Origin of the sequence: Pseudomonas sp. PLMAX (assembly GCF_046042685.1) — a bacterium.
Lineage (GTDB): Bacteria > Pseudomonadota > Gammaproteobacteria > Pseudomonadales > Pseudomonadaceae > Aquipseudomonas > Aquipseudomonas putida_AE.
On sequence record NZ_CP064949.1, the window covers coordinates 2092008 to 2116999 of the forward strand.

General features: G+C 60.8%; 18 protein-coding genes. 13 read left to right on the forward strand and 5 right to left on the reverse strand.

Annotated elements, in window-relative coordinates; all coding sequences use genetic code 11:
* Positions 1 to 87: 87 nt before the first annotated feature.
* The 3 genes from topA (at position 88) to DKB71_RS09635 (ending at position 4266) form a co-directional block, all read left to right on the forward strand.
* The gene (gene topA, locus DKB71_RS09625) at positions 88 to 2715 is read left to right on the forward strand and encodes a type I DNA topoisomerase (protein ID WP_274077085.1); all 2628 of its coding nucleotides are present in this window, start codon (positions 88 to 90) and stop codon (positions 2713 to 2715) included.
* 649 nt (positions 2716 to 3364) lie between these two features.
* Positions 3365 to 3889 (forward strand): DUF6586 family protein, encoded by a 525-nt coding sequence (locus DKB71_RS09630; RefSeq protein WP_408600187.1) that lies wholly within the window; start codon positions 3365 to 3367, stop codon positions 3887 to 3889.
* Between the two features lie 143 nt (positions 3890 to 4032).
* Complete coding sequence (locus DKB71_RS09635; protein ID WP_274077098.1) at positions 4033 to 4266, forward strand: hypothetical protein; 234 nt, start codon at positions 4033 to 4035, stop codon at positions 4264 to 4266.
* A gap of 82 nt (positions 4267 to 4348) precedes the next feature.
* On the opposite strand, the gene sulA is transcribed toward DKB71_RS09635, so the two are convergent.
* Positions 4349 to 4825: an SOS-induced cell division inhibitor SulA gene (sulA, locus tag DKB71_RS09640; RefSeq protein ID WP_323608392.1), complete on the reverse strand. Its 477-nt coding sequence runs from the start codon at positions 4823 to 4825 to the stop codon at positions 4349 to 4351.
* A 10-nt stretch (positions 4826 to 4835) separates the two neighbouring features.
* Positions 4836 to 5444 (reverse strand): transcriptional repressor LexA, encoded by a 609-nt coding sequence (lexA, locus tag DKB71_RS09645; protein WP_274077082.1) that lies wholly within the window; start codon positions 5442 to 5444, stop codon positions 4836 to 4838.
* Positions 5445 to 5673: 229 nt separating this feature from the next.
* Between lexA and DKB71_RS09650 the strand changes: the two genes are divergently transcribed.
* From DKB71_RS09650 to DKB71_RS09660, 3 genes are all read left to right on the forward strand, one after another.
* On the forward strand, positions 5674 to 6381 hold the full coding sequence (locus DKB71_RS09650; RefSeq protein ID WP_274077081.1) for a TetR/AcrR family transcriptional regulator: 708 nt from the start codon (positions 5674 to 5676) through the stop codon (positions 6379 to 6381).
* A 158-nt stretch (positions 6382 to 6539) separates the two neighbouring features.
* Complete coding sequence (gene nagZ, locus DKB71_RS09655; protein WP_408600188.1) at positions 6540 to 7550, forward strand: beta-N-acetylhexosaminidase; 1011 nt, start codon at positions 6540 to 6542, stop codon at positions 7548 to 7550.
* Positions 7551 to 7562: 12 nt separating this feature from the next.
* Positions 7563 to 8312 carry an S-methyl-5'-thioinosine phosphorylase gene (locus DKB71_RS09660; protein ID WP_408600189.1) on the forward strand — a complete coding sequence of 250 codons (750 nt, stop codon included), beginning with the start codon at positions 7563 to 7565 and terminating at the stop codon, positions 8310 to 8312.
* Positions 8313 to 8410: 98 nt separating this feature from the next.
* Here DKB71_RS09660 and DKB71_RS09665 read toward each other — a convergent pair whose 3' ends face one another.
* Genes DKB71_RS09665 through mfd form a run of 3 tightly spaced genes read right to left on the reverse strand, consistent with a single transcriptional unit; the run spans position 8411 to position 15154 of the window.
* Positions 8411 to 11104, reverse strand: a complete 2694-nt coding sequence (locus DKB71_RS09665; protein WP_408600190.1) for an SNF2-related protein — start codon at positions 11102 to 11104, stop codon at positions 8411 to 8413.
* Between the two features lie 11 nt (positions 11105 to 11115).
* A complete protein-coding gene (locus DKB71_RS09670; protein WP_274077077.1) occupies positions 11116 to 11694 on the reverse strand; it encodes a CsiV family protein in 579 nt (192 codons plus the stop codon).
* Positions 11695 to 11704: 10 nt separating this feature from the next.
* Positions 11705 to 15154 carry a transcription-repair coupling factor gene (gene mfd, locus DKB71_RS09675; protein ID WP_408600191.1) on the reverse strand — a complete coding sequence of 1150 codons (3450 nt, stop codon included), beginning with the start codon at positions 15152 to 15154 and terminating at the stop codon, positions 11705 to 11707.
* Between the two features lie 363 nt (positions 15155 to 15517).
* Between mfd and DKB71_RS09680 the strand changes: the two genes are divergently transcribed.
* The 7 genes from DKB71_RS09680 (at position 15518) to DKB71_RS09710 (ending at position 24982) form a co-directional block, all read left to right on the forward strand.
* On the forward strand, positions 15518 to 16981 hold the full coding sequence (locus DKB71_RS09680) for a glyceraldehyde-3-phosphate dehydrogenase (protein WP_274077075.1): 1464 nt from the start codon (positions 15518 to 15520) through the stop codon (positions 16979 to 16981).
* 14 nt (positions 16982 to 16995) lie between these two features.
* Positions 16996 to 17451 carry a hypothetical protein gene (locus DKB71_RS09685; RefSeq protein WP_408600192.1) on the forward strand — a complete coding sequence of 152 codons (456 nt, stop codon included), beginning with the start codon at positions 16996 to 16998 and terminating at the stop codon, positions 17449 to 17451.
* A gap of 78 nt (positions 17452 to 17529) precedes the next feature.
* Positions 17530 to 17946, forward strand: a complete 417-nt coding sequence (locus DKB71_RS09690; protein WP_408600194.1) for a hypothetical protein — start codon at positions 17530 to 17532, stop codon at positions 17944 to 17946.
* A gap of 988 nt (positions 17947 to 18934) precedes the next feature.
* Positions 18935 to 20140 carry an HlyD family efflux transporter periplasmic adaptor subunit gene (locus DKB71_RS09695; protein ID WP_323608383.1) on the forward strand — a complete coding sequence of 402 codons (1206 nt, stop codon included), beginning with the start codon at positions 18935 to 18937 and terminating at the stop codon, positions 20138 to 20140.
* Entirely contained in the window at positions 20137 to 21381 is a 1245-nt protein-coding gene (locus DKB71_RS09700) for a hypothetical protein (RefSeq protein ID WP_408600195.1), read from the forward strand. Before DKB71_RS09695 ends, DKB71_RS09700 begins: the two co-directional genes overlap by 4 nt.
* A gap of 1 nt (position 21382) precedes the next feature.
* Positions 21383 to 23533 (forward strand): glycosyltransferase family 2 protein, encoded by a 2151-nt coding sequence (locus DKB71_RS09705; RefSeq protein WP_408600196.1) that lies wholly within the window; start codon positions 21383 to 21385, stop codon positions 23531 to 23533.
* Between the two features lie 9 nt (positions 23534 to 23542).
* Positions 23543 to 24982: an efflux transporter outer membrane subunit gene (locus DKB71_RS09710; protein ID WP_323608380.1), complete on the forward strand. Its 1440-nt coding sequence runs from the start codon at positions 23543 to 23545 to the stop codon at positions 24980 to 24982.
* Positions 24983 to 24992 lie beyond the last annotated feature (10 nt).

Below are 24992 nucleotides of genomic sequence, written 5' to 3' on the forward strand. Positions count from 1 at the left end.
GACCTCACCTTGTAGCCACTATATATAGCGGTGCCGCGTCAGGCGCCAACCGCCTTTCACTTCTAGAATTCAGGAATTTTCTGATCCATGGGCAAATCGCTGGTCATTGTGGAATCCCCGGCTAAGGCCAAGACCATCAACAAGTATTTGGGCAACGAATACGTGGTGAAGTCGAGTATCGGCCATATCCGAGACCTGCCCACCAGCGGTTCGGCTAGCGCCAGCAAAGAGCCAGCCGCCAAGCGCGGCAAGGCTGCTGCGGGTGAAGCGCCGGCCTTGTCGCCGAAAGAAAAGGCGCGCAAGCAGTTGGTCGCTCGCATGGGCGTCGATCCCGATCATGGCTGGAAAGCCAAGTACGAGATCCTTCCGGGCAAGGAAAAGGTCATCGAAGAGCTGCGCCGGCTCGCCAAGGATGCTGACACCATCTATCTCGCAACCGACTTGGATCGCGAGGGGGAAGCCATTGCCTGGCACCTGCGCGAAGCCATCGGTGGTGACGACACCCGCTACAAGCGCGTGGTGTTCAACGAAATTACCAAGAAGGCGATCCAGGAAGCCTTCTCCCAGCCAGGCGAGCTGGACATCGATCGTGTCAACGCCCAGCAGGCGCGTCGTTTCCTCGACCGCGTGGTGGGTTACATGGTCTCGCCGCTGCTGTGGGCCAAGATCGCCCGTGGCCTGTCCGCCGGTCGCGTGCAATCGGTTGCCGTGAAGCTGGTGGTGGAGCGTGAGCGTGAGATCCGCGCGTTCATCCCGGAAGAGTACTGGGAAGTCCACGCCGACCTCGGCACCGCCAAGGGCGCGACCGTGCGTTTCGACGTCGCTCGCGAGAAGGGCGAAGCTTTCAAGCCGCTCAACGAAGCCCAGGCCATGGCCGCGCTGGAGAAGCTCAAGGCTTCCAGCTACAGCATCGTCAAGCGCGAAGACAAACCGACCAGCAGCAAGCCGTCGGCGCCGTTCATCACGTCCACCCTGCAGCAGGCCGCGAGCAACCGCCTGGGCTTCGGCGTGAAGAAGACCATGATGATGGCCCAGCGTTTGTACGAAGCTGGCTACATCACGTACATGCGTACCGACTCGACCAACCTCTCGGTCGATGCCGTGGCGATGGCGCGTACCTATATTGAAGGCGAATTCGGCAAGAAGTACCTGCCGGAAACCCCGAACGTCTACAGCAGCAAGGAAGGCGCACAAGAGGCTCACGAAGCGATTCGTCCCTCCGACGCCAACACTGAGCCAAGCAAGCTGTCGGGCATGGAGCGTGACGCTGAGCGCCTCTACGAGCTGATCTGGCGCCAGTTCCTCGCCTGCCAGATGCTGCCGGCGCAATACCTGTCGACCACGGTCACCGTCGGTGCCGGCGACTTCGAGCTGCGCGCCAAGGGCCGCATCCTCAAGTTCGACGGATACACCCGCGTGATGCCGCAAATTGCCAAGCCGGGCGATGACGACGTACTGCCGGACATGGCCCAGGGCGACGCGATGAAGCTGATCAAGCTTGATCCGACCCAGCACTTCACCAAGCCACCGGCGCGTTATTCGGAAGCCAGCCTGGTGAAAGAAATGGAAAAGCGCGGCATCGGTCGTCCTTCGACTTATGCGGCAATCATTTCGACCATCCAGGACCGCGGCTACGTGGCGCTGCACAACCGTCGCTTCTATTCGGAAAAAATGGGCGACATCGTCACCGAGCGCCTGGCCGAAAGCTTCTCCAACCTGATGGACTACGGCTTCACCGCCGGCATGGAAGAGCACCTCGATGACGTGGCCCAGGGCGAACGCGACTGGAAAAACGTGCTCGACGAGTTCTACGGCGACTTCAAGAAGAAACTCGAAGTAGCCGAAAGCCCGGACGGCGGCATGCGGGCCAACCAGCCGGTGATGACCGACATTCCGTGCACCACGTGCGGGCGTCCGATGCAGATCCGTACCGCATCGACCGGTGTGTTCCTCGGTTGCTCCGGTTACAGCCTGCCGCCGAAAGAACGCTGCAAGGCGACCGTCAACCTGGTGCCGGGCGACGAAATCGCCGCGGACGACGAGGGTGAATCGGAATCCCTGGTACTGCGTGGCAAGCACCGCTGCCCGATCTGCAGCACGGCGATGGACGCCTACCTGCTGGACGAGAAGCGCAAGCTGCACATCTGCGGCAACAACCCGGATTGCGCCGGCTACGAAATCGAAGAGGGCACCTATCGCATCAAGGGTTATGAAGGTCCGAGCCTGGAATGCGACAAGTGCGGCAGCGAGATGCAGCTCAAGACCGGCCGTTTCGGCAAGTTCTTCGGTTGCACCAACCCGACCTGCAAGAACACCCGCAAACTGCTGAAAAGCGGTGATGCGGCGCCGCCGAAGATGGATCCGGTGAAGATGCCTGAGCTCAAATGCGAAAAGGTCAACGACACCTACATCCTGCGCGACGGTGCCTCGGGCCTGTTCCTGGCCGCCAGCCAGTTCCCGAAAAACCGCGAGACCCGTGCGCCGCTGGTGATCGAGATTTTGCCGCACAAGGATGAGATCGATCCGAAGTACCACTTCCTTTGCGAAGCGCCGAAGAAAGATCCAGATGGCCTGCCTGCCGTGATCCGCTACAGCCGCAAGACCAAGGAGCAGTACGTGCAGACCGAAGTCGACGGCAAGCCGACTGGCTGGAAAGCGTTCTACGACGGTGGCAAGTGGAAGGTCGAGGACAAGCGACCGGCTGCGAAGGCGTAAAAGCCTCTCCACAGAAAAAGCCGCATGACGACCTTCGGGTTTTCATGCGGCTTTTTTGTTTGTGCAGGGTGCCTGCTCTCCGGCGCAGAGCCTCACACCCGACCGATCTCCCACGGTTATACCCAATCCACTGTAGGAGCTGGCTTGTCGGGTCGCCGCATCGCAGCGAAGGCGGTCATATAGCCGACCAATCACTTGCGGCTGTACCCGATCCACTGTGGGAGCCGGCCTGCCGGCGATGGCGTCCTGACAGGCGATCTATTATTTGTTGACCGAGTACATATCCATTCCTGCGGTAACGGCCACCTATGGTTCCGCTCCTACAGGGCCCACTGCGCAGAACCTCCACTCGGCCTCTCGATGTGGCAAGAAAATCAAAAGCCAGATCAAAAGCCAAAGCCAAAGCGAGGCGGCCTACCGGCCGGCCTGATCGGGAGCCGTACGCATTTACCTGTAGGAGCCGGCTTGCTGCGGGCGGCGTTCCGACGACGGCGCCAGCAAGTCGGAACGCAGCACCGCTGGCTCCTACGGGGCGATTTATGAGCCGGTACCCCACTTCAGGATTAGACAATGCTTGCGGCAAGGGGAGTTGATCCACGACACTGTCTGACCTGCGTGAAGCAATTATTTCGTTGTGGAGGCTGCCGTCATGGCCCACGAGCTCTATACCCGTACCAACCAGAAGATCTATTTCGCCGGCCTGTCGCTGGAAGCGCTCGCCAAGGCCGAAGAGGGGCGGGCGATGAATTCCCTGGCGCTGATTCAGGCGGGGCGAGAATCGGCGTTATTTCACCTGTATGGTGCCTTGCTGGGGTTGTGTCACGAGATTGCCGGTTTCTATCGTTTGCCCCAAGCCAATGCCTCCCGGGCCGAATCCTTGCTGACTCGTGAAGTGCTGGAAAGCATCGCAATTCCGGAAATGGCCGAGATGGTCGAGCTGGCCAACAACCCGGAAACCTGGCTGGCCAAACTGTTGGCTGCCCATGCCGCGTTGTTTCAGCCGCCACGGGCGCCGCACAAGCCCAAGGGTGATGTGACGCAGCCGTTGATCCTGGCAGTCAACCTGGATGAAGAAGAGGCACCTCAGGAGCTGGGCCGTGAGGAGCTTGAGAGTTGGCGGCAGAACTTGAAAAGCCTGGCCGTCCGTTTTCGCGCAGGCTTGAACGAGTGCTGAGGGAGTGAAGGGTGCAGCGAACGACCCGCAGGGTTGTTTGCTCTGCCCCCTAAGCTGATTTCGCGATGGCATCTGGTCAAGATCCCGAGCGAAGCCTGGCCGATGCCTATATAATGCCCGCCTTTCGTGGAGAACAGACCTTTATGCCAACGTCCTTTCTAGAAATTGTCGAGTTACCAGACGGCCGAATCGAGCTGCGCAGGGCTGAGGACGAGGGTTCTCTGGTTACTTTGGATTTCTCCGAGGATGCCAAAGCGTTCCTGCAAGGCCAGCACGTAGAAGTCGCCAAGGCGATGTTGAGTGTCGGCGTGCAAATGGCAGGGCGCCTGGTTGAAGGCGATTTCGAAAAGGAAGAGGGGCCGCGGGTCCTTCATTGACCCCGCCCGTCGGTTTTTACCGACACTGTCTCCCATTGGCTTCTCCGTCCTTGTAGAAGCCCCGCACCTTCACTGTGCGCCGTTACCCCAGACGAATATTCAGGCTTTGAGCGTCCCCGATCCGGGCGGCGCTGATCAGCTGTTGCCGAGAGTTTGCGTTCAACGGGTTGAGCCAGCTGACCACCGTGTGGCTGCGACCGAGGCGAAGTGCCTCACAAGTCAGTTGCTGGGCGCTCTGGGTGCCCCGGGGTTGCAGCAGCAGGATGCGCTCGCGATTGAGGCCGGCGTCCCGCAACCAGGTCTGGGTCAGGCTGGCGGGCGGGGCGATCAGGGTCAGCCAGCGGGCATCCTGGTCCTGGCTGAGCTCGCGCAGGATCGGCGCCAGAAGGTTCAGGCAATTCCCGGCTGCACCACGCAGAGACAACTCACTGAAGACCTCGGGCTCGGCGCTCCAGGGCGACTCGACCACTTCCTTCAGGATCGGCGCCAATGGCTGTGCCATGAACGCCTCGAACAGTAGCGGCAGTTGGGCTTGCTGTGGTGTCTGTGGGAACTGCATAAAGCCTCCTTTAGCGGCGAATGACGCCGACGCTCAAGCCTTCGATCACCAGTTCCTGATCTTTAAGGTTCACTTCGATAGGGGCAAACTCGGGGTTTTCAGCCATCAGCCAGACTTTGCTGCCGTCGCGCTTGAAGCGCTTGACGGTGACTTCGTCGCCGATCCGCGCCACCACGATCTGGCCGTTGCGGGCTTCGCGGGTGGTGTGGACGGCCAGCAGGTCGCCGTCGAAGATGCCCACATCCTTCATGCTCATGCCGTGCACCCGCAGCAGGTAATCGGCGCGCGGGTGGAAGAACGCAGGGTTGATGTTGCAGGACTCTTCAACGTGTTGCTGGGCGAGGATCGGCGCGCCTGCGGCGACCCGGCCAATGATCGGCAGGCTGGAATCGTCGGCCTTGGCCTCGAAGCCGGGAATGCGAATGCCGCGCGAAGCGCCGGGGGTCATCTCGATCGCGCCCTTGCGGGCCAGCGCCTTGAGGTGTTCTTCTGCCGCGTTGGGCGATTTGAAACCCAGTTCCTGAGCGATTTCCGCACGGGTCGGCGGGTAGCCGTTGTCTTCCAGGCAGCGTTTGATGAAGGCCAGAATCTCGGCTTGGCGTGGCGTCAGCTTTAGCATATTGATCGCTCTGTCTTTTTATACAGTGACTGGGATTATATACAGTGGAACGGTCTTGGCAATGCCCCTTTTTTTCTCCGCCGCCAGACGGTCGCGCAACGGGCTGATGGAAGCTTTGCGGTTGTGTGGTTAAATGTCTGACCGACCATTCCCGAAACGAACTGCCAGACTTGACAATGCACGGGCTGAAACGTATGTTTCAAACAAGTGTTTGTCAGGCGGAGTAGCCATGGCCCAGTCGGAAACCGTTGAACGCATTCTCGATGCTGCCGAGCAGTTGTTCGCGGAAAAAGGTTTCGCTGAAACCTCATTGCGTTTGATCACCAGCAAGGCGGGTGTCAATCTCGCGGCGGTGAACTATCACTTCGGTTCGAAGAAGGCGCTGATCCAGGCGGTCTTCTCGCGCTTTTTGGGGCCATTCTGCCTCAGCCTCGATAAAGAGCTGGAGCGGCGCCAGGCCCGACCTGAAAACAAGCCTTCCCTCGAGGAACTGCTGGAAATCCTCGTCGAGCAGGCCTTGGTGGTGCAGCCGCGCAGCGGCAACGACCTGTCGATCTTCATGCGTTTGCTCGGGCTGGCCTTCAGCCAGAGCCAGGGGCATTTGCGTCGTTATCTGGAAGACATGTACGGCAAGGTGTTTCGCCGCTACATGATGCTGGTCAACGAGGCCGCGCCGAGGATCCCGCCGATCGAACTGTTCTGGCGCGTGCACTTCATGCTCGGAGCGGCAGCGTTCAGCATGTCCGGTATCAAGGCCTTGCGTGCCATCGCCGAAACCGACTTCGGGGTCAACACCTCCATCGAACAGGTCATGCGCCTGATGGTGCCGTTCCTGGCGGCCGGCATGCGTGCCGAATCCGGGGTCACCGACTCGGCCATGGCCACCGCGCAGCTGCGTCCTCGTAGCAAATCGACACCGGTTGCCGCCAAGGTTTAACCGCTCATGGGTGGGCGCGGCTGCTTACATCCGATAAGCTAGCCGCCCATGCCGACTCTCGTTGTCAACCCGTTCCCGCTCATGATCATCGACCTCCCGGGTACAACCCAGGGCGGTGAATCGCTGCGAGCCGGGTTTATCGTTATCAAGGAATTGCTATGACTGCTGGCCTGCAAGGCTCGTTGATGGTGGACGTCGCCGGTACCTGGCTGACCGCTGAAGATCGCCAATTGTTGCGCCAGCCCGAGGTGGGCGGCCTGATCATTTTCGCCCGCAACATCGAGCATCCGCACCAGGTGCGCGAGCTGAGCGCGGCGATCCGCGCCATTCGTCCCGACCTGCTGCTGGCGGTGGACCAGGAGGGCGGGCGGGTGCAGCGCCTGCGCCAGGGCTTCGTGCGACTGCCGGCGATGCGCGCCATTGCCGATAACCCCAACGCCGAATACCTGGCCGAACAGTGCGGCTGGATCATGGCCACCGAGGTGCTGGCCGTGGGCCTGGACCTGAGCTTCGCCCCGGTGCTGGATCTCGATCACCAGCGTAGCGCCGTGGTCGGGACCCGTTCGTTCGAAGCTGATCCAGAACGTGCCGCATTGCTGGCCGGTGCGTTCATTCGCGGCATGAACACCGCAGGCATGGCCGCTACCGGCAAGCATTTTCCCGGCCACGGTTGGGCCGAGGCGGATTCCCACGTCGCGATCCCCAATGACGAGCGCAGCCTTGAGCAGATCCGCGCCCACGACCTGGTGCCGTTCGCCAAATTGAGCCAGCAGCTGGCCGCCGTCATGCCTGCCCACGTTATTTATCCACAGGTCGATGCGCAGCCAGCGGGCTTCTCCCGGCGCTGGCTGCAGGACATCCTGCGTGGCGAGCTGCAATTCGACGGCGTGATCTTCAGCGACGATCTGTCCATGGCCGGTGCCCATGTGGTGGGCGATGCCGCCAGCCGTATCGAAGCAGCATTGACCGCCGGGTGCGACATGGGCCTGGTGTGCAACGACCGTGCGGCCGCCGAACTGGCTTTGAGCGCCGCTCAGCGCCTGAAGGTCAGGCCGTCGGCGCGCATTGCGCGTATGCGTGGCCAGGCGTTTGCGAGCACCGAATACCGCCAGGATCCGCGCTGGCTCGCAGCCGTGGGCGCGCTCAGGGATGCACAGCTTATTGATTAACGGAGGCGCGCCATGACGGTCTACGCGATTATCGGCGGTACCGGCCTGACCCGGTTGGAAGGCCTGGACATTCGTCAGTCATTGGCGCTGGACACTCCCTACGGCGCGCCGTCTGCCGAGGTGCAGATCGGCGAGTACGCTGGCAGCGAAGTGCTGTTTCTCGCCCGGCATGGTCAGCCGCACCGTTTTGCCCCGCACCGGGTGAATTACCGCGCCAATCTCTGGGCGCTGAAGCAGGCCGGTGCCGAGGCGATAATTGCGGTCAACGCGGTGGGCGGCATTAACGCAGCGATGGGTACCGGGCATTTCTGCGTGCCGCATCAATTGATCGACTACACCAGCGGTCGCGAGCACAGCTACTTTGCCGATGACCTGGAGCCGGTCACCCATATCGACTTCAGCTACCCCTACAGTGAATCGCTGCGTCAGCGCCTGATTGCAGCGTTGGTGGCCGAAGGCGTTGGTTTCAGCGATCAGGGTGTGTATGCCTGCATGCAGGGTCCGCGGCTGGAAACCGCCGCCGAGATCCTCCGCCTGGAACGAGACGGGTGTGACATCGTTGGCATGACCGGGATGCCGGAAGCGGCCCTGGCCCGCGAGCTGGAACTGGATTACGCCTGCCTGGCGCTGGTGGTGAACCCGGCGGCGGGCAAGTCGGCGACGGTGATCAGCATGGCCGGGATCGAACAGGCGTTGAGTGAGGGGATGGGTAAGGTAAGGTCGACGTTGGCGCGGCTGCTCAAAGGATCGACAAGCGACTGACCTGTAGGAGCTGGCTTGCCAGCGAAGGGGTCCTGAAGCCCAACACAAAATTCACGACCGCCTTCGCCGGCAAGCCGGCTCCTACAGTTCGAATCTCGCTACTTCTCCAGCTTGTCCGGCAACGGCGCAAACAACGCTTCAATATCATCGCTCTGCAACTTCCAATCCCCCGCCTGACGCCCATCCAGCACGCCCGCCGCCAGGTCGGATTTCTCCTTCTGCAGATGTTGAATCTTCTCTTCCACCGTGCCGCGCGCGATCAGCTTGTAGACAAATACCGGCTTCTCCTGGCCAATGCGATAGGCACGGTCGGTGGCCTGGTTTTCCGTGGCCGGATTCCACCAGGGGTCGTAATGAATCACGGTGTCCGCTTCCGTCAGGTTCAGGCCGACGCCGCCGGCTTTCAGGCTGATGAGAAAGATCTGACGCTTGCCGCTCTGGAATTCCTTCACCGGCGCACGACGGTCGCGGGTCTGTCCGGTCAGCAAGGCATATTCAACACCGCGTTTCTTCAGTTCGACCTCGATCAAGGCCAGCATCGAAGTGAACTGCGAGAACAGCAGGATCCGCCGGCCTTCCTCGAACAGCTCTTCGAGCATTTCCATCAGGCTGTCGAGCTTGCCCGAGGTGCTGCCCCGCGCCGGAAGGGGCGCGTCATTGACCAGGCGCAGATCGCAACACACCTGGCGCAGCTTGAGCAGCGCCTCGAGGATGATGATCTGGCTGCGGGCCACGCCTTTGCGGGTGATTTCGTCGCGGACTTTCTTGTCCATGGCCAGGCGCATGGTTTCGTACAGGTCGCGCTGGGTTTCGTTGAGCTCGACCCAATGGATGATCTCGGTTTTCGGTGGCAGCTCGGTGGCCACCTGTTCCTTGGTGCGGCGCAGCAGGAAAGGTTTTATCCGACCGTTGAGGTGTTGCAGTCGTACTTCGCTGGTGCGCTTTTCAATCGGGACGCGGTAATCGCGGTTGAAGCTTTTCACGTCGCCGAGCCAGCCGGGCAGCAGGAAATGAAACAGCGACCAGAGTTCGCCCAGGTGGTTTTCCAGTGGCGTGCCGCTCAGGCACAGGCGCTGGCGGGCGTTCAACTCACGGGCGGCCTGGGCGGCCTTGCTGTTCGGGTTCTTGATGTACTGCGCTTCGTCCAGCACCAGGACGTGCAACGGCTGCGCCGCCAGGCGGTCGACGTCCTTGGGCAGCAACGCGTAGGTGGTCAGGATCAGGTCGTAGTCGGCCAGGTTGTCGAAATGCTTTTTGCGGCTGGCGCCGTACAGTGCCAGCACCTTGAGTTGCGGGGTGAAATGCGCGGCTTCGTCGAGCCAGTTGGGAATCAGGCTGGTGGGCATCACCACCATGCAGGGGCGATCGAGGCGCCCGGCGTTCTTCTCGCTGAGCATGTGCGCCAGGGTCTGCAGGGTTTTGCCCAGGCCCATGTCATCGGCGAGGATGCCGCCGACTTCCAGTTGCCGCAACGACTGCATCCAGCTCAGGCCTTCAAGCTGATACGGGCGCAGGGTTGCATTCAAGCCCTCCGGAGCCGTGGCGGTGTAGTCCTTGATGTCGCGCAGGCGCTGGGCAAAGGTGCGGATCTGCTCGCCACCTTCCCAGAGCAGCGGCAGGTCTTCCAGCGCATTGAGGCGCGTGGCGTCGGCCTTGCTCAGGCGCAGTGCGGTTTCACCCGGCTCTTGCAGGTAAAACTCGCCGAGCGTCGCCAGTACCGGTTTCAGGCGGCCGAAGGGCAGGGCGACTTGCAAGGGGCCGTGATCGGCGTTCGGCCGGTTGGGGATGTTGACCAGGATCAGCTCGTCGTCGCGCCGCCGTGCCAGGCGTTCCGGGTTGAGCAGTTCGGTGTGCGAGCGCATCAGGTTCAGCAGGATCGGCAGCAGGCTCAGCCGCTCGCCATTGACGATGATCCCCAGTTCCAGGTCGAACCAGTCCCGCTCCGGCGCCTGTTCGACCGTGGCGTACCAATCGTCCACGGCGGTCAGGTCGAATCCGAAGTCCTCGTTGATCAGCAGTTCCCAGCCCTGGGTGCGCAACTTCGGCAGTTCATTGAGGGTGAAGGTCAACCAGGCGCTGTCATTGACCATCTCATACAGTTCGCCTGCGCTTTCCGGCAGGGCCTTGCTTTGCCGGGTGGCGATCTTGAAGCCGAGGATTCGCAGCTGTTCGCGGTAGGACTGTTCCACATCCGGGTGGCGTTTTATCCGTAGGGTCTGGGTCTCCTGGCGAATCAGGATGTCGGAATTCTTCTGGCCTGAAACGTATTCGTCCAGATAACTGAAGGACAGCGCCGCGCGATGCTGGATGTAACGCTGCATCCGCCCGTTGCGCGGTTCGAAGGCGCTGAATTCGATGCTCGCCAGCCACAGGCGCGGTACCGGTTGCACGTTGTCCACCAGGACTTGCGGTGGTGCCTTGGGGCTACGGTTTTCCAGCACCGCCTGGAGTTTTTCCAGGAGTTCGGCGTCTTTGGCGGCGGCGGGGTAGTCGAGGGTTTCCTGGACTTGCAGGAGCACCGCCGCGCAATGTTTGCAGTTGCTGTGGACCGGGCAGGAGCAGGTGGCATCGACCATCAGCAAGGTGCCTTTGGCCGACTCGCGCAGGCGAATGGTCTGACGGTAAACGTTGCCGCCAGAGCCTTCGCACGCCGCGGTGATCGTCGCGTCACCGACCTCGACGATCCTGACGCGATTTTCCAGTGCGTAGCGGCGACCACGCTCCAGGCTCTGTTCCTTGAATCGGCTGACCCAGGAAGGTGCCAGGGGTTTGCTCAGGGTCGTCGCGGACATGGGGGCTTCAATCAGTCCGGAACGACTTCAGGGGCTTCCCGGGGAGCGGGCGCCGTCAACGAGGTGATCTTGATCAGCAGGCCCAGGTGGCCGTTGTCGAGGAAGTTGAGCTGGCCGTTCTTGGTGTGGCTTTCCTGTTTCAGGCGTTCGCTGGCGGTGACCAGGCCTTCGTCGTTGAACTGGTTGACCCAGAAATCGGCGTCCACATCGGTGAAGCGTCCAAGCGTCATGTTCAGGGTGCCTTCAATCGGGTACTGGCCGAACTGCTCCTTACCGTCGCTGACCGCGACCTTGACCGGTGTTTCGCCGAGGGTCTGCTGCCAGGCTTTGTGCAGCAGCACGGTGTATTCATTGCTGGCGGTCAGTTTTTCCACTTCGCCATTGAGGCTCGGCGTGCGCAGGCTGTCAGGGCTGACGGCTTGTGCGCCAGCGGCCCAGTCTTCCGGCGCGGCACGGCTGACAATCGCCGGCACGGCGTTCTGCCGCACCAGAATCATTTCAATCTGATACAGATCATCGGCAAAGACCGACGGGGTGACCAGTGCTGTTATTAACATTGTCAACAAGGTCAGTGAGCGAAACAGGCGCATGCGGCGTCCTTCAAGCAGTTTTCGGAATGAGGCGCTCAAACAGCGCCTCTACAGTATTAAAGCGCTCTTCCGAGCGCTCCATCGGGACCTGGAACTTGAACATCGTCGCCCCTTCGAATTTGTAGCGTTTGGGCTGGCTCTGGATCAGCTTGATCAAGGTCAGCGGGTCGACCGGGGTTTGTGTCGCAAACTCGATTCGACCACCTTGCGGGCCGCCGTCGACTTTCTTGATGCCCAGCAACTCGGCCTGCAATTTCAGGGCGGTGATGCGCATCAGGTTCTTGGTCGGCTCCGGCAACAGGCCGAAGCGGTCGATCATCTCCACCTGCAAGTCCTTGAGACCTTCCTCATCGGTGGCCGAGGCGATGCGCTTGTAGAGAATCAGGCGGGCATGGACGTCCGGCAGGTAGTCCTCGGGAATCAACGCCGGTACGCGCAAGTTGACTTCCGGACCGCCGCCCAGCGGCTGATCGAGGTTGGGTTGTTCGCCCTTGCGGATCGACTTCACCGCGCGCTCGAGCATTTCCATGTACAGCGTGAAACCGACTGCCTGGATCTGCCCGCTTTGCCCGTCGCCGAGCAATTCGCCAGCACCACGGATTTCCAGGTCGTTGGTGGCGAGCACGAAGCCCGCGCCGAGGTCCTGGGTGTTGGCGATCGCTTCCAGGCGCTTTTCCGCGTCTGCGGTGATCTGCTGGCGCGGCGGCGTCAGCAGGTAGGCGTAGGCCTGGTGGTGACTGCGCCCGACGCGGCCGCGCAACTGGTGCAGTTGCGCCAGGCCGAACTTGTCGGCGCGCTCGATGATGATGGTGTTGGCGCTCGGCACGTCGATGCCGGTCTCGATGATGGTCGAGGCGATCAGCACGTTGAAGCGCTTGTGGTAGAAGTCGCTCATCACTTGTTCGAGCTCGCGCTCGCGCATCTGCCCATGGCCGATGCCGATCCGCGCTTCCGGCACCAGTTCGGCGAGGTCGGCGGCGCATTTCTCGATGGTCTTCACATCGTTGTGCAGGTAGTAGACCTGGCCGCCACGCAGCAGCTCACGGAGCAGGGCCTCTTTGACCGTGCTCTTGTTCTGCTCCATGACGAAGGTGCGTACCGACAGGCGCCGGGCCGGCGGCGTGGCGATGATCGACAGGTCGCGCATGCCCGACACGGCCATGTTCAGCGTGCGCGGAATCGGCGTGGCGGTCAGGGTGAGGATGTCGACTTCGCTGCGCAGGGCCTTGAGCTGTTCTTTCTGACGCACACCGAAGCGGTGTTCTTCGTCAATGATCACCAGCCCGAGGTTCTTGATCTTGACATCGTCGGACAGCAACTTGTGCGTGCCGATGACGATGTCGATCTTGCCTTCGGCGAGGTCCGCGATCGCCGCATTCACTTCCTTGGCCGACTTGAAGCGGCTCATCACTTCCACGGTAACAGGCCAGTCGGCGAAGCGGTCGCGGAAGCTGTTGTAGTGCTGCTGGGCGAGCAGGGTGGTCGGCACCAGGATCGCCACCTGGCGACCGCCGTGCACGGCAATGAACGCGGCGCGCATGGCCACTTCGGTCTTGCCGAAGCCGACGTCGCCGCACACCAGGCGGTCCATCGGCTTGGGCGCGAGCATGTCTTCGCGCACCGCTTCGATAGTCGTTTGCTGGTCCGGCGTTTCTTCGAACGGGAAACCGGCGCTGAAGGTGGCGTAATCGGCTTTCGGGTCGGCGAAGGCATACCCTTCACGGGCGGCGCGGCGCGCATAGATGTCGAGCAATTCAGCCGCGACGTCGCGCACCTGTTCGGCGGCCTTGCGCTTGGCTTTTTGCCAGGTTTCGGAGCCCAGGCGATGCAGCGGGGCGAGGGCGTCGTCGCTGCCGGTGTAGCGGGCGATCAGGTGCAGGTTGGCCACCGGCACGTAGAGCTTGGCGCCCTCGGCGTATTCCAGGGCGAGGAATTCGGCGGTCTGGTTGTCGATTTCCAGGGTGGCCAGGCCCAGGTAACGACCGACGCCGTGGTCGATGTGCACCACCGGCGCGCCTTCGCGCAGCTCGGTGAGGTTCTTGATGACTGCATCGTTGTTGGCATCGGCGCGTTTCTCCCGGCGCCGGCGCTGCATCACGCGCTGGCCGAACAACGGGCTTTCGGCGACCAGCGCCAGGGCCGGATCGTCCAGCAGCAAACCTTCGTCCAGCGGCGCGATGGTGATCGCCAGGCGCTCCTTGCCGGCGACGAAGTCCGGCCAGCTGTCAACGGTCTTGGGGCGCAGCTTCAGGCGTTCGAGCAGTTCCAGCAGCACTTCACGACGGCCAGCGGACTCGGCGGTAAACAGCACGCGACCGGGGAATTCGTCGAGGAAGCCGGCCAGCGCCGCCAAGGGTTGCGTGGCCTTGGCTTCGATCGCCAGGTTCGGCAATTCCCGGGCAGGGAAGCGTTCGCGGCCGGCGCCGGTTTCCACATCCTGTTGACTCGCCACTACCCGTGGCCAGTTTTTCAGGCGCGCGAAGCAGTCTTCCACCGGCAGGAACAGTTCGGCGGGCGGCAATAAAGGACGGGATGGATCGACACGCCGCTCTTCATAACGATTGCGCACGTCGTTCCAGAAGTTTTCGGCCGCCTGTTCGATGCCGGGCAGGGAGAACACTTGCGTGTCCTGGGGCAGGTAATCGAACAGGGTCGAGGTTTCTTCGAAGAACAGCGGCAGGTAGTACTCGATACCGGCCGGGGTAATCCCGCTGCTCAGGTCCTGGAAGATCGGGCAGCGCCGGAAGTCGACATCGAAACGCTCGCGAAAGCGCGCCTTGAAGCGGGTGACGGCCTCTTTCTGCAGCGGGAATTCCTTGGCCGGCAGCAGCTTGACCGAATCGACCTTGTCGATGGAGCGCTGGTTTTCCGGGTCGAAGGTGCGCAGGGTCTCGATTTCGTCGTCGAACAGGTCGATGCGATAGGGCAACTTGCTGCCCATCGGGAACAGGTCGATCAGCGAGCCGCGCACGGTGAATTCGCCATGCTCGTACACGGTATCGACGTAGCGATAACCGGTGGCCTCGAGGCGGCTGCGCATCTGCTCGACGTCGAGTTTCTGGCCGACATCCAGCACCAGGCTGCTGCCGAGCAGGAACTTGGTCGGCGCCAGGCGGTGCAGGGCGGTGGTGATCGGCACCACCAGCACGCCGTGCGACAGCTCGGGCAGCCGGTACAGGCTGGCGATGCGCTGGGAAATGATGTCCTGGTGCGGCGAGAACAGGTCGTAGGGCAGGGTTTCCCAGTCGGGGAAATGCAGTACGGGCAAATCCGGGGCGAAGAAACTCAGCTCCTGTTCCAGCCGTTCGGCACTTTGGCTGTCGGCGGTGAGCAGCAGGGTAAAGCGCTTGGCAGCGCTGGCAGCCTCGGCGATGGCCAGGCTCAGGGCGGCACCGGGCAGGTTGCCCCAGTGCTGTTTACCTGCCGCGGCAGGGAGAAGCGGTAGACGCAGAACGGGCACGGAAGGTTGAGCTCCAAGCGTTGCGACAAAGTCGGTAATTGTAGCGGTCCCGGGTGCCGCCTGTCAGTTGCAGACTGTGTCTATTACGCAGGTTTGGCGAAATGTAGTGGTAAAGACAAAAAACCACTGTTTTTTACCGTAAAAACCAGAATATGTAGTGGTAAAACCAGCAGGTGTTACGGAGGGTTACGGACAAGGTAGCGTTGTCTCCAAAAAATTGACTGCGCTGAAAGCCCCGGTTTCATTGGGTTCCAGCGATGCGTGATTTTTTTGAAGGAAAAATTGTTACGGATCGCACGACAGGCGCGCATTGCTACACGAGGCTTACGGCGGCATAATGTAGCCCCTTTTTTCTGCCCCTACATGTGGAAGGTTCCCGTGACTCAGAAGCCCGACCAGTGTCTTGGTGAATGGATCGACCGTGAAGCACTCGCAGAAGCGATGATTCCGCTTATCGGTCAGCTCTACCGCAATAACAATGTGGTGAGCTCGATCTATGGCCGCAGCCTGATCAATCGTTCAGTCATTGCGATTCTCAAAGCTCACCGCTTTGCTCGTCACCGTCAAACCGACGATACCGAGCTGTCCGTCCACGAAACATTCCCGCTGCTCAAGGCGATGAGCGAGCTCAAGCTCGGCGCCGCTTCGGTAGACCTGGGCAAGCTGGCAGCCAAATTCAAGGCTGAAGGCAATGGCCGTACTGCCGAGCAGTTCGTCCGTGAAGAACTGGCCGATGTGGTTGGCCAGCAGAACGCCTCCGCCCGCAAAGGCACCGACGTTGTCCTGTACGGCTTCGGTCGTATCGGCCGTCTGCTGGCGCGCATCCTGATCGAGAAAACCGGTGGCGGCGACGGCCTGCGCCTGCGCGCCATCGTCGTCCGCAAGGGCGCCGAGAACGACCTGGTCAAACGCGCCAGCCTGCTGCGTCGCGACTCGGTCCATGGTCCGTTCGATGGCACCATCACCATTGATGAAGCCAACAACACCATCACCGCCAACGGCAACCTGATCCAGGTTATCTACGCCAAGAGCCCGGCCGAAGTCGACTACACCCAGTACGGCATCGAAAACGCGCTGATCGTCGACAACACCGGCGTATGGCGTGACGCCGACGGCCTGGGCCAGCACCTGGCCTGCCCGGGCGCTGCCCGCGTAATCCTCACCGCACCTGGCAAGGGCGCGCTGAAGAACATCGTGCACGGCATCAACCATGGCGACATTAGCCCTGACGACAAGATCATCTCGGCTGCTTCCTGCACCACCAACGCCATCGTGCCGGTGCTGAAAGCAGTGAATGACAAGTTCGGCATCGTCAACGGCCACGTCGAAACCGTTCACTCGTTCACCAACGACCAGAACCTGATCGACAACTTCCACAAGGGCAGCCGTCGTGGCCGCGCCGCGCCGCTGAACATGGTCATCACCGAAACCGGTGCCGCCACCGCAGCCGCCAAGGCGCTGCCAGTGCTCAAGGGCAAGCTGACCGGCAACGCGATTCGTGTTCCTACGCCAAACGTGTCGATGGCCATCCTGAACCTGAACCTGGAAAAGGCCACCACCCGCGAAGAGATCAACGAGTACCTGCGCCAGATGGCCATGCACTCGGACCTGCACAAGCAGATCGACTACGTCAATTCGCAGGAAGTGGTTTCCACCGACTTCGTTGGCTCGCGCCACGCAGGCGTTGTGGACGCTGAAGCGACCATCACCCAGGATAACCGCGTTGTACTGTACGTCTGGTACGACAACGAGTTCGGTTACAGCTGCCAGGTGGTTCGCGTAATGGAAGACATGGCCGGTGTAAACCCGCCAGCTTTCCCGCGCTAAGCCTTTAGCTGCACATGAAACGCCCCGACCTTGGTCGGGGCGTTTTTGTCTGTGCGCACTTCGGACTTTTCTTTCCGAATAAAAACATTCTTGTAGGAAAAAGATTGTTTCGTTTGACGAAACTTCTGAAACGTCTTTTTCACCTCGCCGTGGCAGTCGCAAGGCTGTCAGCGTCCATTGCATCATTTCTCAACACCCTCACATGGAACGTCCAAGATCGGATGTACAGGGGACGGATGTCCCTCGGAGGCTCCGTCAGCGACCACGGATATCTATATCCGGATACCGAGTTTTTCATGGAGTTTTCTTGGGCAGTTGAGAACGGGCGTTGGCACTGTATCAGCATCACACCGAAGTGGCCCAATATGCATATTTTCCTCGATGCGGACGGCAACATCGATATGAACAAAGTGAGCGGTACAAATGTGGGTAAGCTAAAAGAGTGTCAATGGGATTTGGTCAAGCCATGATATGCGTCAAATCAGTAGTCTGTCTTGGTTTGATCAATTAAGCCTGCCAACACACCCGCGACTGAAGGGGAGGAGTTCGTGGCATCATTGGCAGGTGAAACCCTAAAGCGGTACTCACGGTGGCTATGGATCCCAGTTGTGTTTTTGGCGATCACCCATTGGGATATAGCGTTGCCTACTGTGACTATTCATTACTCCAAGCATGCTAAAGAAGAAATCAAATACATTTGGAATGTACAGCACCGGATATTCAAAGGACGAATGCAACCTGGGGGCGGCACACGTGATTATGGCTTCTTGTTTCCAAGTGAGAAGTTTTTCATGGAGGTCTCCTGGTGGAATGATAAAGCGCTCCGACACTGTGTCAACGTGACCCCAAAGTGGCCAAATACTCACATCTACCTGGACGCCAATGGTGATGTTGATTACAGCGAAGGCAGTGGCACGGATTCGAATCGGCTGAAACAATGCTTTACGGACACAGCGAGCCCATGAGAAGCGGGCGGAAACTGCTCGCAATATCGTTTCTAATGTATTTTCTCTGGTATGTCTCCGTGCCGAGGGTGAAAGTCTATTTCTCGGAGGAGGGGGTTGAAGAGTTGAGTTTTGTTCTAAATACTCAACACGATATATTTCGAGGGGAAATCTCCCCCGGCCACTCAACAGGAGGCCCTGGTCACATTTTTAAAGATGATAATTTCTTTATGCAGTTTGACTGGGCTGTGTCAGAAAGAAGTCATTGTATAAGAATGATTCCTGAGTGGCCGGTGACCAGCATCTATATTGGAGCAGATGGATCTCTCGATAGCAGTCGTACTAATGCTGTTAATTCAGGCCGATTAACGGAATGCCCTCGGCCATGAATACCACAACAAAGGGGTGGAGTCCCTGCCCGAGTCTGGCGACATTGATCTCAGCGAAGGCAGCGACACTGAATCGGATCGCTTTAAACAATGCACCACAGACTACGCGCGCCCCTGATAGGCGCCAAGGCATGAATGTAGCCCGTCTCCCTGGACCGCTTAGGACTGACTTATATCATTTTAATCTGTCCGGCCATCATTTAAGAATTATTTAAAATCCGATAAAAAGTTCAATTCGCAATAAAAAATAAAAACCACCAATAAAAATAACAGCTTGCCGACTAATGCATGGCGTGGATCCAATCATAAACCCGCTACATATTTGACGTCATTTAATTGTTCCATTCATTTACTTGACACCCCAAAGCACTGAATCTAGTGTCGCCCATGACACCGCCCGCTCTGCCTCGGGCAATACCAAAGTCATGCTTTACAGCAACTCTCCAAAAAGACGGGGATCCCATTCCCGCTCACATCACAATAAAAATCACATAAACCAGCGTCGGCTTAATTGCCGTGCACAGATCAATTACGTTTTGCTCACCCTGCCAAAAGTGTTTTCGCAGCCAGGCCTGCTATTGCCTGGCTGATACGCGGTTGGTCTATCGGGAGAGTCGAACATGGCGGAAGAACGATCGAAGTTGTTGTCGCTGTTACCGCGCCTGGTGGGGTTGGGTGTGCTGGGGTTTGTTGTCTGGCTGTTGCTGTCGACCTTGCTCATGCCGCTGGTGTCGGCGTCTGCCACCCGGGCGATTCTGAATGCGCCGGTGATTCTGTTGACCACGCCTATCGATGGCGTGGTCAGTTCCCTGGCGGTCAAGCCCGGTGTGACGTTTAGCCAGGGCCAGAAGATTGCCGTGGTGGAAAACCCGCGGGCGAACCAGGAAACCTTGTTGACCCTGCAAACCCGGCGCCTGACGTTGGAGCAGCAGCTGTCGTCTTCGGTCAGCCAGGCCGAGCACGATCAGCGCTATTACGAGGAACTGGAGAAGACCAGCCAGCAATACCAGGCCGCCTTCCATACCCGCCAGCTCTACACGCAAAAAGCCCTGAAAGCCGAGAACAGTGCCGCCAGTGCGCGGTTGATCGATGCCCAGGAAACGGTCGAGCGCAATCTCGAGTTGTTCGTCCAGGGGGCGGTCAGTGGGGCGGTGGTGGCTTCGTCGAAAGCGCAGCTGGCTTCGTTGCAGGGCGCGGCCGAGTCTGTGCGTTCGCAGTTGCGCATCACCGATGGTGACGTCAGCGCCGCCAACAAGCGGGTCTACCTCGATCCCGATCAGCTGCGCATGTTCGATCTCAACGCGCAGATGACTACGCTCAAGCTCAGCCTGGAGAATCAGGCGCGCAACCGGGCGACCTATCAACAGGAACTCGCCAACCTCAACCAGCTGATCGATACGGAGCAGAACCGGATCAAGTTGATGGCCGGCTACGACGTCGTGGCGTATTCGCCGGGTACCGTCCAGGAACTGCTCGCCCCCCAAGGCACCCTGGTGCAGGCCGGCTCGACTCTGCTGCGGGCCACCGATTGCGCGCAGAGCTACGTGATCGCGGTGTTCCCCGAGCGCATGGCCAGCAAGATCGACCGCGACAGCGTGCTCACCGTGAAAATCCGCGGCCTCGACCAGCCGCTCAAGGCCAGTGTGGTGCAGTTGTTGTCCAGCGCTTCGGACATCCGCGCCAATACCTACAGCGTGCCGTTTCCCTATGCCGAGCAGAATTCGGTGTACGTGGTCGGCACCTTTGCCGCCGATCTCACGGACAGCCAGCGTGCCATGACCTGCAACCCGGGATTGTGGGCCAGTGCCGAGGTGTCGCGGCCATGAGCATTTTATTGCGAGCGATGGTGGGGCTGATGTTGATGACCGGTGCGGCAAGCGGATGGGCTGCGCAAGCCCGACCGCAACTGGCGGCAATGACCTGCGCCGCCCTGGATCAGGCCGTGGCATCACAGCCGGCGGGCCCGGTACTGGTGGCCAGTTATCCGCCGCTGGATGGCCAGCCTGCGCCGATCCTGGCGTTGCGCGGGGTGGCGTTTACTTACGACAACGCACTGGCCAGCATTGCCCTGTTTGCCTGCGGCAAGGCCGAATCGGCGCGGCGGATTGCCGATGCATTGGCGTTCGCCACACTGCACGATCCGGAGTACCAGGACGGGCGCCTGCGCAACGCCTATGCCGCCGGCCCGGTGGCGGCGCCGTCGATGAAGTTGCCGGGCTATTGGAGTGTCGAGCGCAACGCCTGGAACCAGGACGCCTATCAGGTCAGCAGCGCCACCGGTAATCAGGCCTGGGCGGCACTGGCCTTGTTGGAGGCCTATCGACAGAGCGGCCAGGCGTCATACCTTGCGGCCGCGCGCAAAGCCCTGCACTGGTCGCAGCAAAACACCTACGACGGGCAATCGCCCGCCGGATTCAGTGGGGGGTACTACGGGTACTTTGACAAACAGGTCCAGCAGAACTGGAAATCCACTGAGCACAACGTCGACCTCGCCGCGGCGTGGTCGGCACTCGACGCGGTGGCGCCGAATCAGGATGCGGCGAAACAGGCACGGATCGCCCGGCAGTTTGTCTCGAGCCAATGGGATGCCGGGGAAGGCCGCTTCCTGATCGGCACTGGCGCGGATGGCCAGACCTCGGACCGCGTGCGCTCGGGGCTGGATGCGCAGATCTGGCCCTTGATCGCCCTGCATGAGCCGCCCAAGGACTGGCGACGAGTCTTCGCCTTCATCGACCAGGCGCACCGTGCCGGCGAAGGTTACGGGTTCAACCGCGACCCCGATGGCCTGTGGACCGAAGGCACCGCCCAGGCCGCTGCGGTGGCGCGCTTGAGCGGCCTGAGTGAGAAAGCCCAGCCGCTGTGGAGCGTGCTGCTGGCCCAGCAGGCGGGCAACGGTTGGCTGTTCGCCACACCGCAAGCGCGCATCAGTACCGGGCTGGCCATAGGCCCGGACTCGGTCAGCAACGATTTCTTCTATTACCACCTGCCTCACTTGGGCGCCACAGCGTGGGCGGCGATTGCTGCCACCGGCGTCAATCCCTTTACCGGTTCGCAAGAGGCTGACTGACATGCAGGCACTGGACTCGCTGCAACTGCTGCAAATCAATTTCTGGACCCTGGCGGCGGTGATTCTATTCACTTGCCTGACCCACCGTGATCAATGGGCCGCGCGGGTCGGATTCGGTGCCATCACCGCCTTCCTGCTGATCAACTATGCAGCCTGGCGGATTCGCGACACCTTGCCCGACGGTCATTCCGGATTCGCCACGGTCTGGGCCTACAGCTTTCTGTTCTTCGAGATGCTGGCGATCGGTTACACGCTGTTTTCCATCGTCGTGATGCTCTGTCGCACGGATCACCACAAAGCGGCCGATGCCGGCGAACGCCGCCTGCGCCAGCAAGGCAACGCGGTGCCGGCGGTGGACATCTTCATCGCCACCTACAACGAGGGCCTGGAAATTCTCGAAAAAACCATTATTGCCGCCCAGGCCATCGACTACCCGAACTTCACCATCTGGGTGCTCGACGACACCCGGCGCGACTGGTTGCGCGACTACTGCGCCGAAATGGGCGTGCAGTACGCGCGGCGCCCCGACAATTCCCACGCCAAGGCGGGCAACCTCAACAACGGTCTGCGCCAGTCGGCGGCCCTCAGCAACGCGCCGTACATCCTGGTGCTCGACGCCGACTTTGCACCGCAGCAACCGATCCTGCTGCGCACCCTGGGGCTGTTCGACGATCCCAGGGTCGGCCTGGTGCAGACGCCGCAGTTCTACTACAACCCCGACCCGATCCAGCACAATCTCGGCACGTCGGCCTGCTGGGTCGATGAACAGCGGGTGTTCTTCGATGTGTTCCAGCCGGCGAAGGATGGTTGGGATGCGGCGTTTTGTGTCGGCACGTCCTTCGTGGTGCGACGCGATTTGATCACCGAAGTCGGCGGTTTTCCTACAGGGTCGGTCTGCGAAGACATCTACACGACTTACCGCTTGCTGCAAAAAGGCTACGTCACCCGCTGGTTGAACGAGCGCCTGTCCATTGGCTTGTCTGCCGAAGGTTTGACCGAGTACATCAATCAGCGCGGGCGCTGGTGCCTGGGCACGATCCAGGTGGCGCTGCTCAAGGAAGGCCCGTTGCGCGGCAGCGGCTACACGCTCAATGACCGGTTGCACTATATCCATGGGCTGATGCACTGGTTTTCCAAGCCGTTCATTCTGATGATGCTGGTGTCGCCGGTGCTGTACTGGTACTTCGGAATCGCCGGGTTCTACGCCAATCCGGTGGATTTCCTGGCGTTCGGCATGCCGGCGCTGATTGCGTTCTGGGGTTACGGGACCTGGGTGACGGACCGGCGAACCTTGCCGATCTTTACCGAGGTCACGCAGATCGTTGCCTCACTGGCGGTCACGGCCACCATCGCCAGCGCCATGATCCGTCCGTTCGGGCGGCCGTTCAAAGTCACCGCCAAGGGCCTCGACCGGACGAAAACCATGGTTCACTGGAAGCTGTTCGGCTTCTTTCTGGCCTTGACCTTGCTCTCGCAATTTGGCGCCTACATCGCCATCAGCACCGCCGCCTCGTTCGACGGCAACATGCTGTTCAACCTGTGCTGGACGGTGGTCGCGCTGGTGTACAACCTGGCGACCCTGGTGGCTTGTGTCGACCGACCGCGGTTGCATGGCGAAGAGCGGTTTCCGTTCGACAAACCCACCGGTTTTCGTTTTGCCGGCAAGGTGCTGCCGGGGCGCCTGATGGATATTTCCCTCAGCGGTGCGTCGCTCAACTGCGCCTTCGCTTCCTCGATCAAGCCGGGGCTGTGCGGGCAGCTGTGGGTCGACAAGTTGGGTTGGATTGACGTCGAAGTCATGCGCAATCACGGCGAGGACCAATTGGGATTGAGGTTTGCCGACCTTGACGAAGGGCTGCGGCGGCAACTGATTGCCCGGCTGTTCAGTGACGCCACGATCAACGTGGTCAGCAAGGCGCAGCCGGCGCAGGCCTTCGGCACGTTGCTGCAGCGCTCCTTGATCGGCGAAAAACGCCTGGCACCGCCTGCCGCCAAGCCGGTCAAGGCGCCAACCTACGTACCTGCACCCCGCTGGCGGCCGATCAGTGTGCGTTCGCGTAAACAGGCGCTGCCGAACATCAGTGTCGGTCGGTCGGGCCTGTGGTCGTTGCTTCTTTCCCCCTTGCGAGCTTTGCTCGGCCAACGTTTTTAGGTGCGCGCCATGAACAGTTGCTTGCCCACTACATGTTTCATGACATTGTTTTTGCTCGGTGGTTGTTCGCTGGAGCCGACCTACGAGAAACCCGAAGCACCGATCGACCAGCAATGGCCGGCCAATACCGCCGGTGAATGTTGCAAAGGCAAGCAGGCGTTCGATAAGGACTGGCGCGGTTTTGTGGTCGACGAGCGACTGCGCCAGTTGATCGACATGGCCCTGGCCAACAATCGCAGCCTGCGACAGTTCGCGGCCAGTGTCGAAGAGGCGCGGGCCGGGTATGACAGTGCGCGTTCGGGGCTTTTTCCTACGATCGGCATCGACACTTACGCCGGTCGCAGCAAGTTGCCGCCGCTGGTGCGCACACCCGGAGGCGGCGATACCGCTGGCAGTATCGCCAACACCTATCAAGCAACGGCGGGCTTTACCTCCTACGAGTTGGACCTGTTCGGGCGTATCCGCAGTCAGCGCAATGCCGCCGGGGCGCGCTTCGAAGCGTCCGAGGCGGATTATCAGACGGCGCGGCTGGCGCTGATCGGCGAAGTCGCCAGCACCTGGCTGAGCCTCAAGGCCAACCAGCATCTGCTCGACCTGGCGCAGAACACCTGGCAATCCCAGGATCGTTACGGGCAGTTGTTGCGCAAGAGCTATAACCTCGGTTCCAGTGCGCGTATCGATGTGCATCAGGCGGATGCGCAAACCAACACCGCGGCGGTGCAGGTCAATACCTATCGCATGCAAGTGGCGCAGGACAGCAATGCGCTGCGGGTGTTGGTGGGGCAACCGGTGCCGGTGGGGTTGCTGCCGACCGGCGCGTTGGGGGAGCAGTTGGCGACGCTGGACGTGCCGGCGGGTTTGCCTTCGGCGCTGGTCGAGCGGCGGCCCGACATCATGTCCGCCGAAGCGCAGCTGCGTGCCGCCAACGCGGATATCGGCGCGGCGCGCACGGCGTACTTCCCGACCTTTTCCCTGACCTCGGCATTGGGCAGCCTGACCGGGGAATTTTCCCAATTGCTCACGGGTCCAGCGGAGTTCTGGTCTGTGGCGCTGGCCGGCTCGCTGCCCTTGCTCGACGGCGGCGCGCGACGGGCGCAGGTCGATGCCAGTCACGCCCGCTTCGCCGGCCAGGCGGCGGCCTATGAAGCCACGGTGCAGAACGCTTTTCGGGAGGCGGCCGATGCCCTGAATGCGCGCCAGGAAATGCTCACTCAGGTCGAGTACCAGAAAAAACTGGTGGGGGATTATCAGGAAGCCTACCGGCAGTCGCGCCTGCGTTTCGAATCGGGGCTGGACAGCTATTTTTCCACCATGGATGCGCAGCGGTCGTTGTTCGATGCGCAGCAGAAATGGGCGCAGCTGGAGTTGGCGCGGGAGATCAATCAAGTGACGTTGTACAAGGCGCTGGGGGGAGGGTGGAGCCAATCCTTGAAGATGGCGGAACGTTGACCACGCCAAT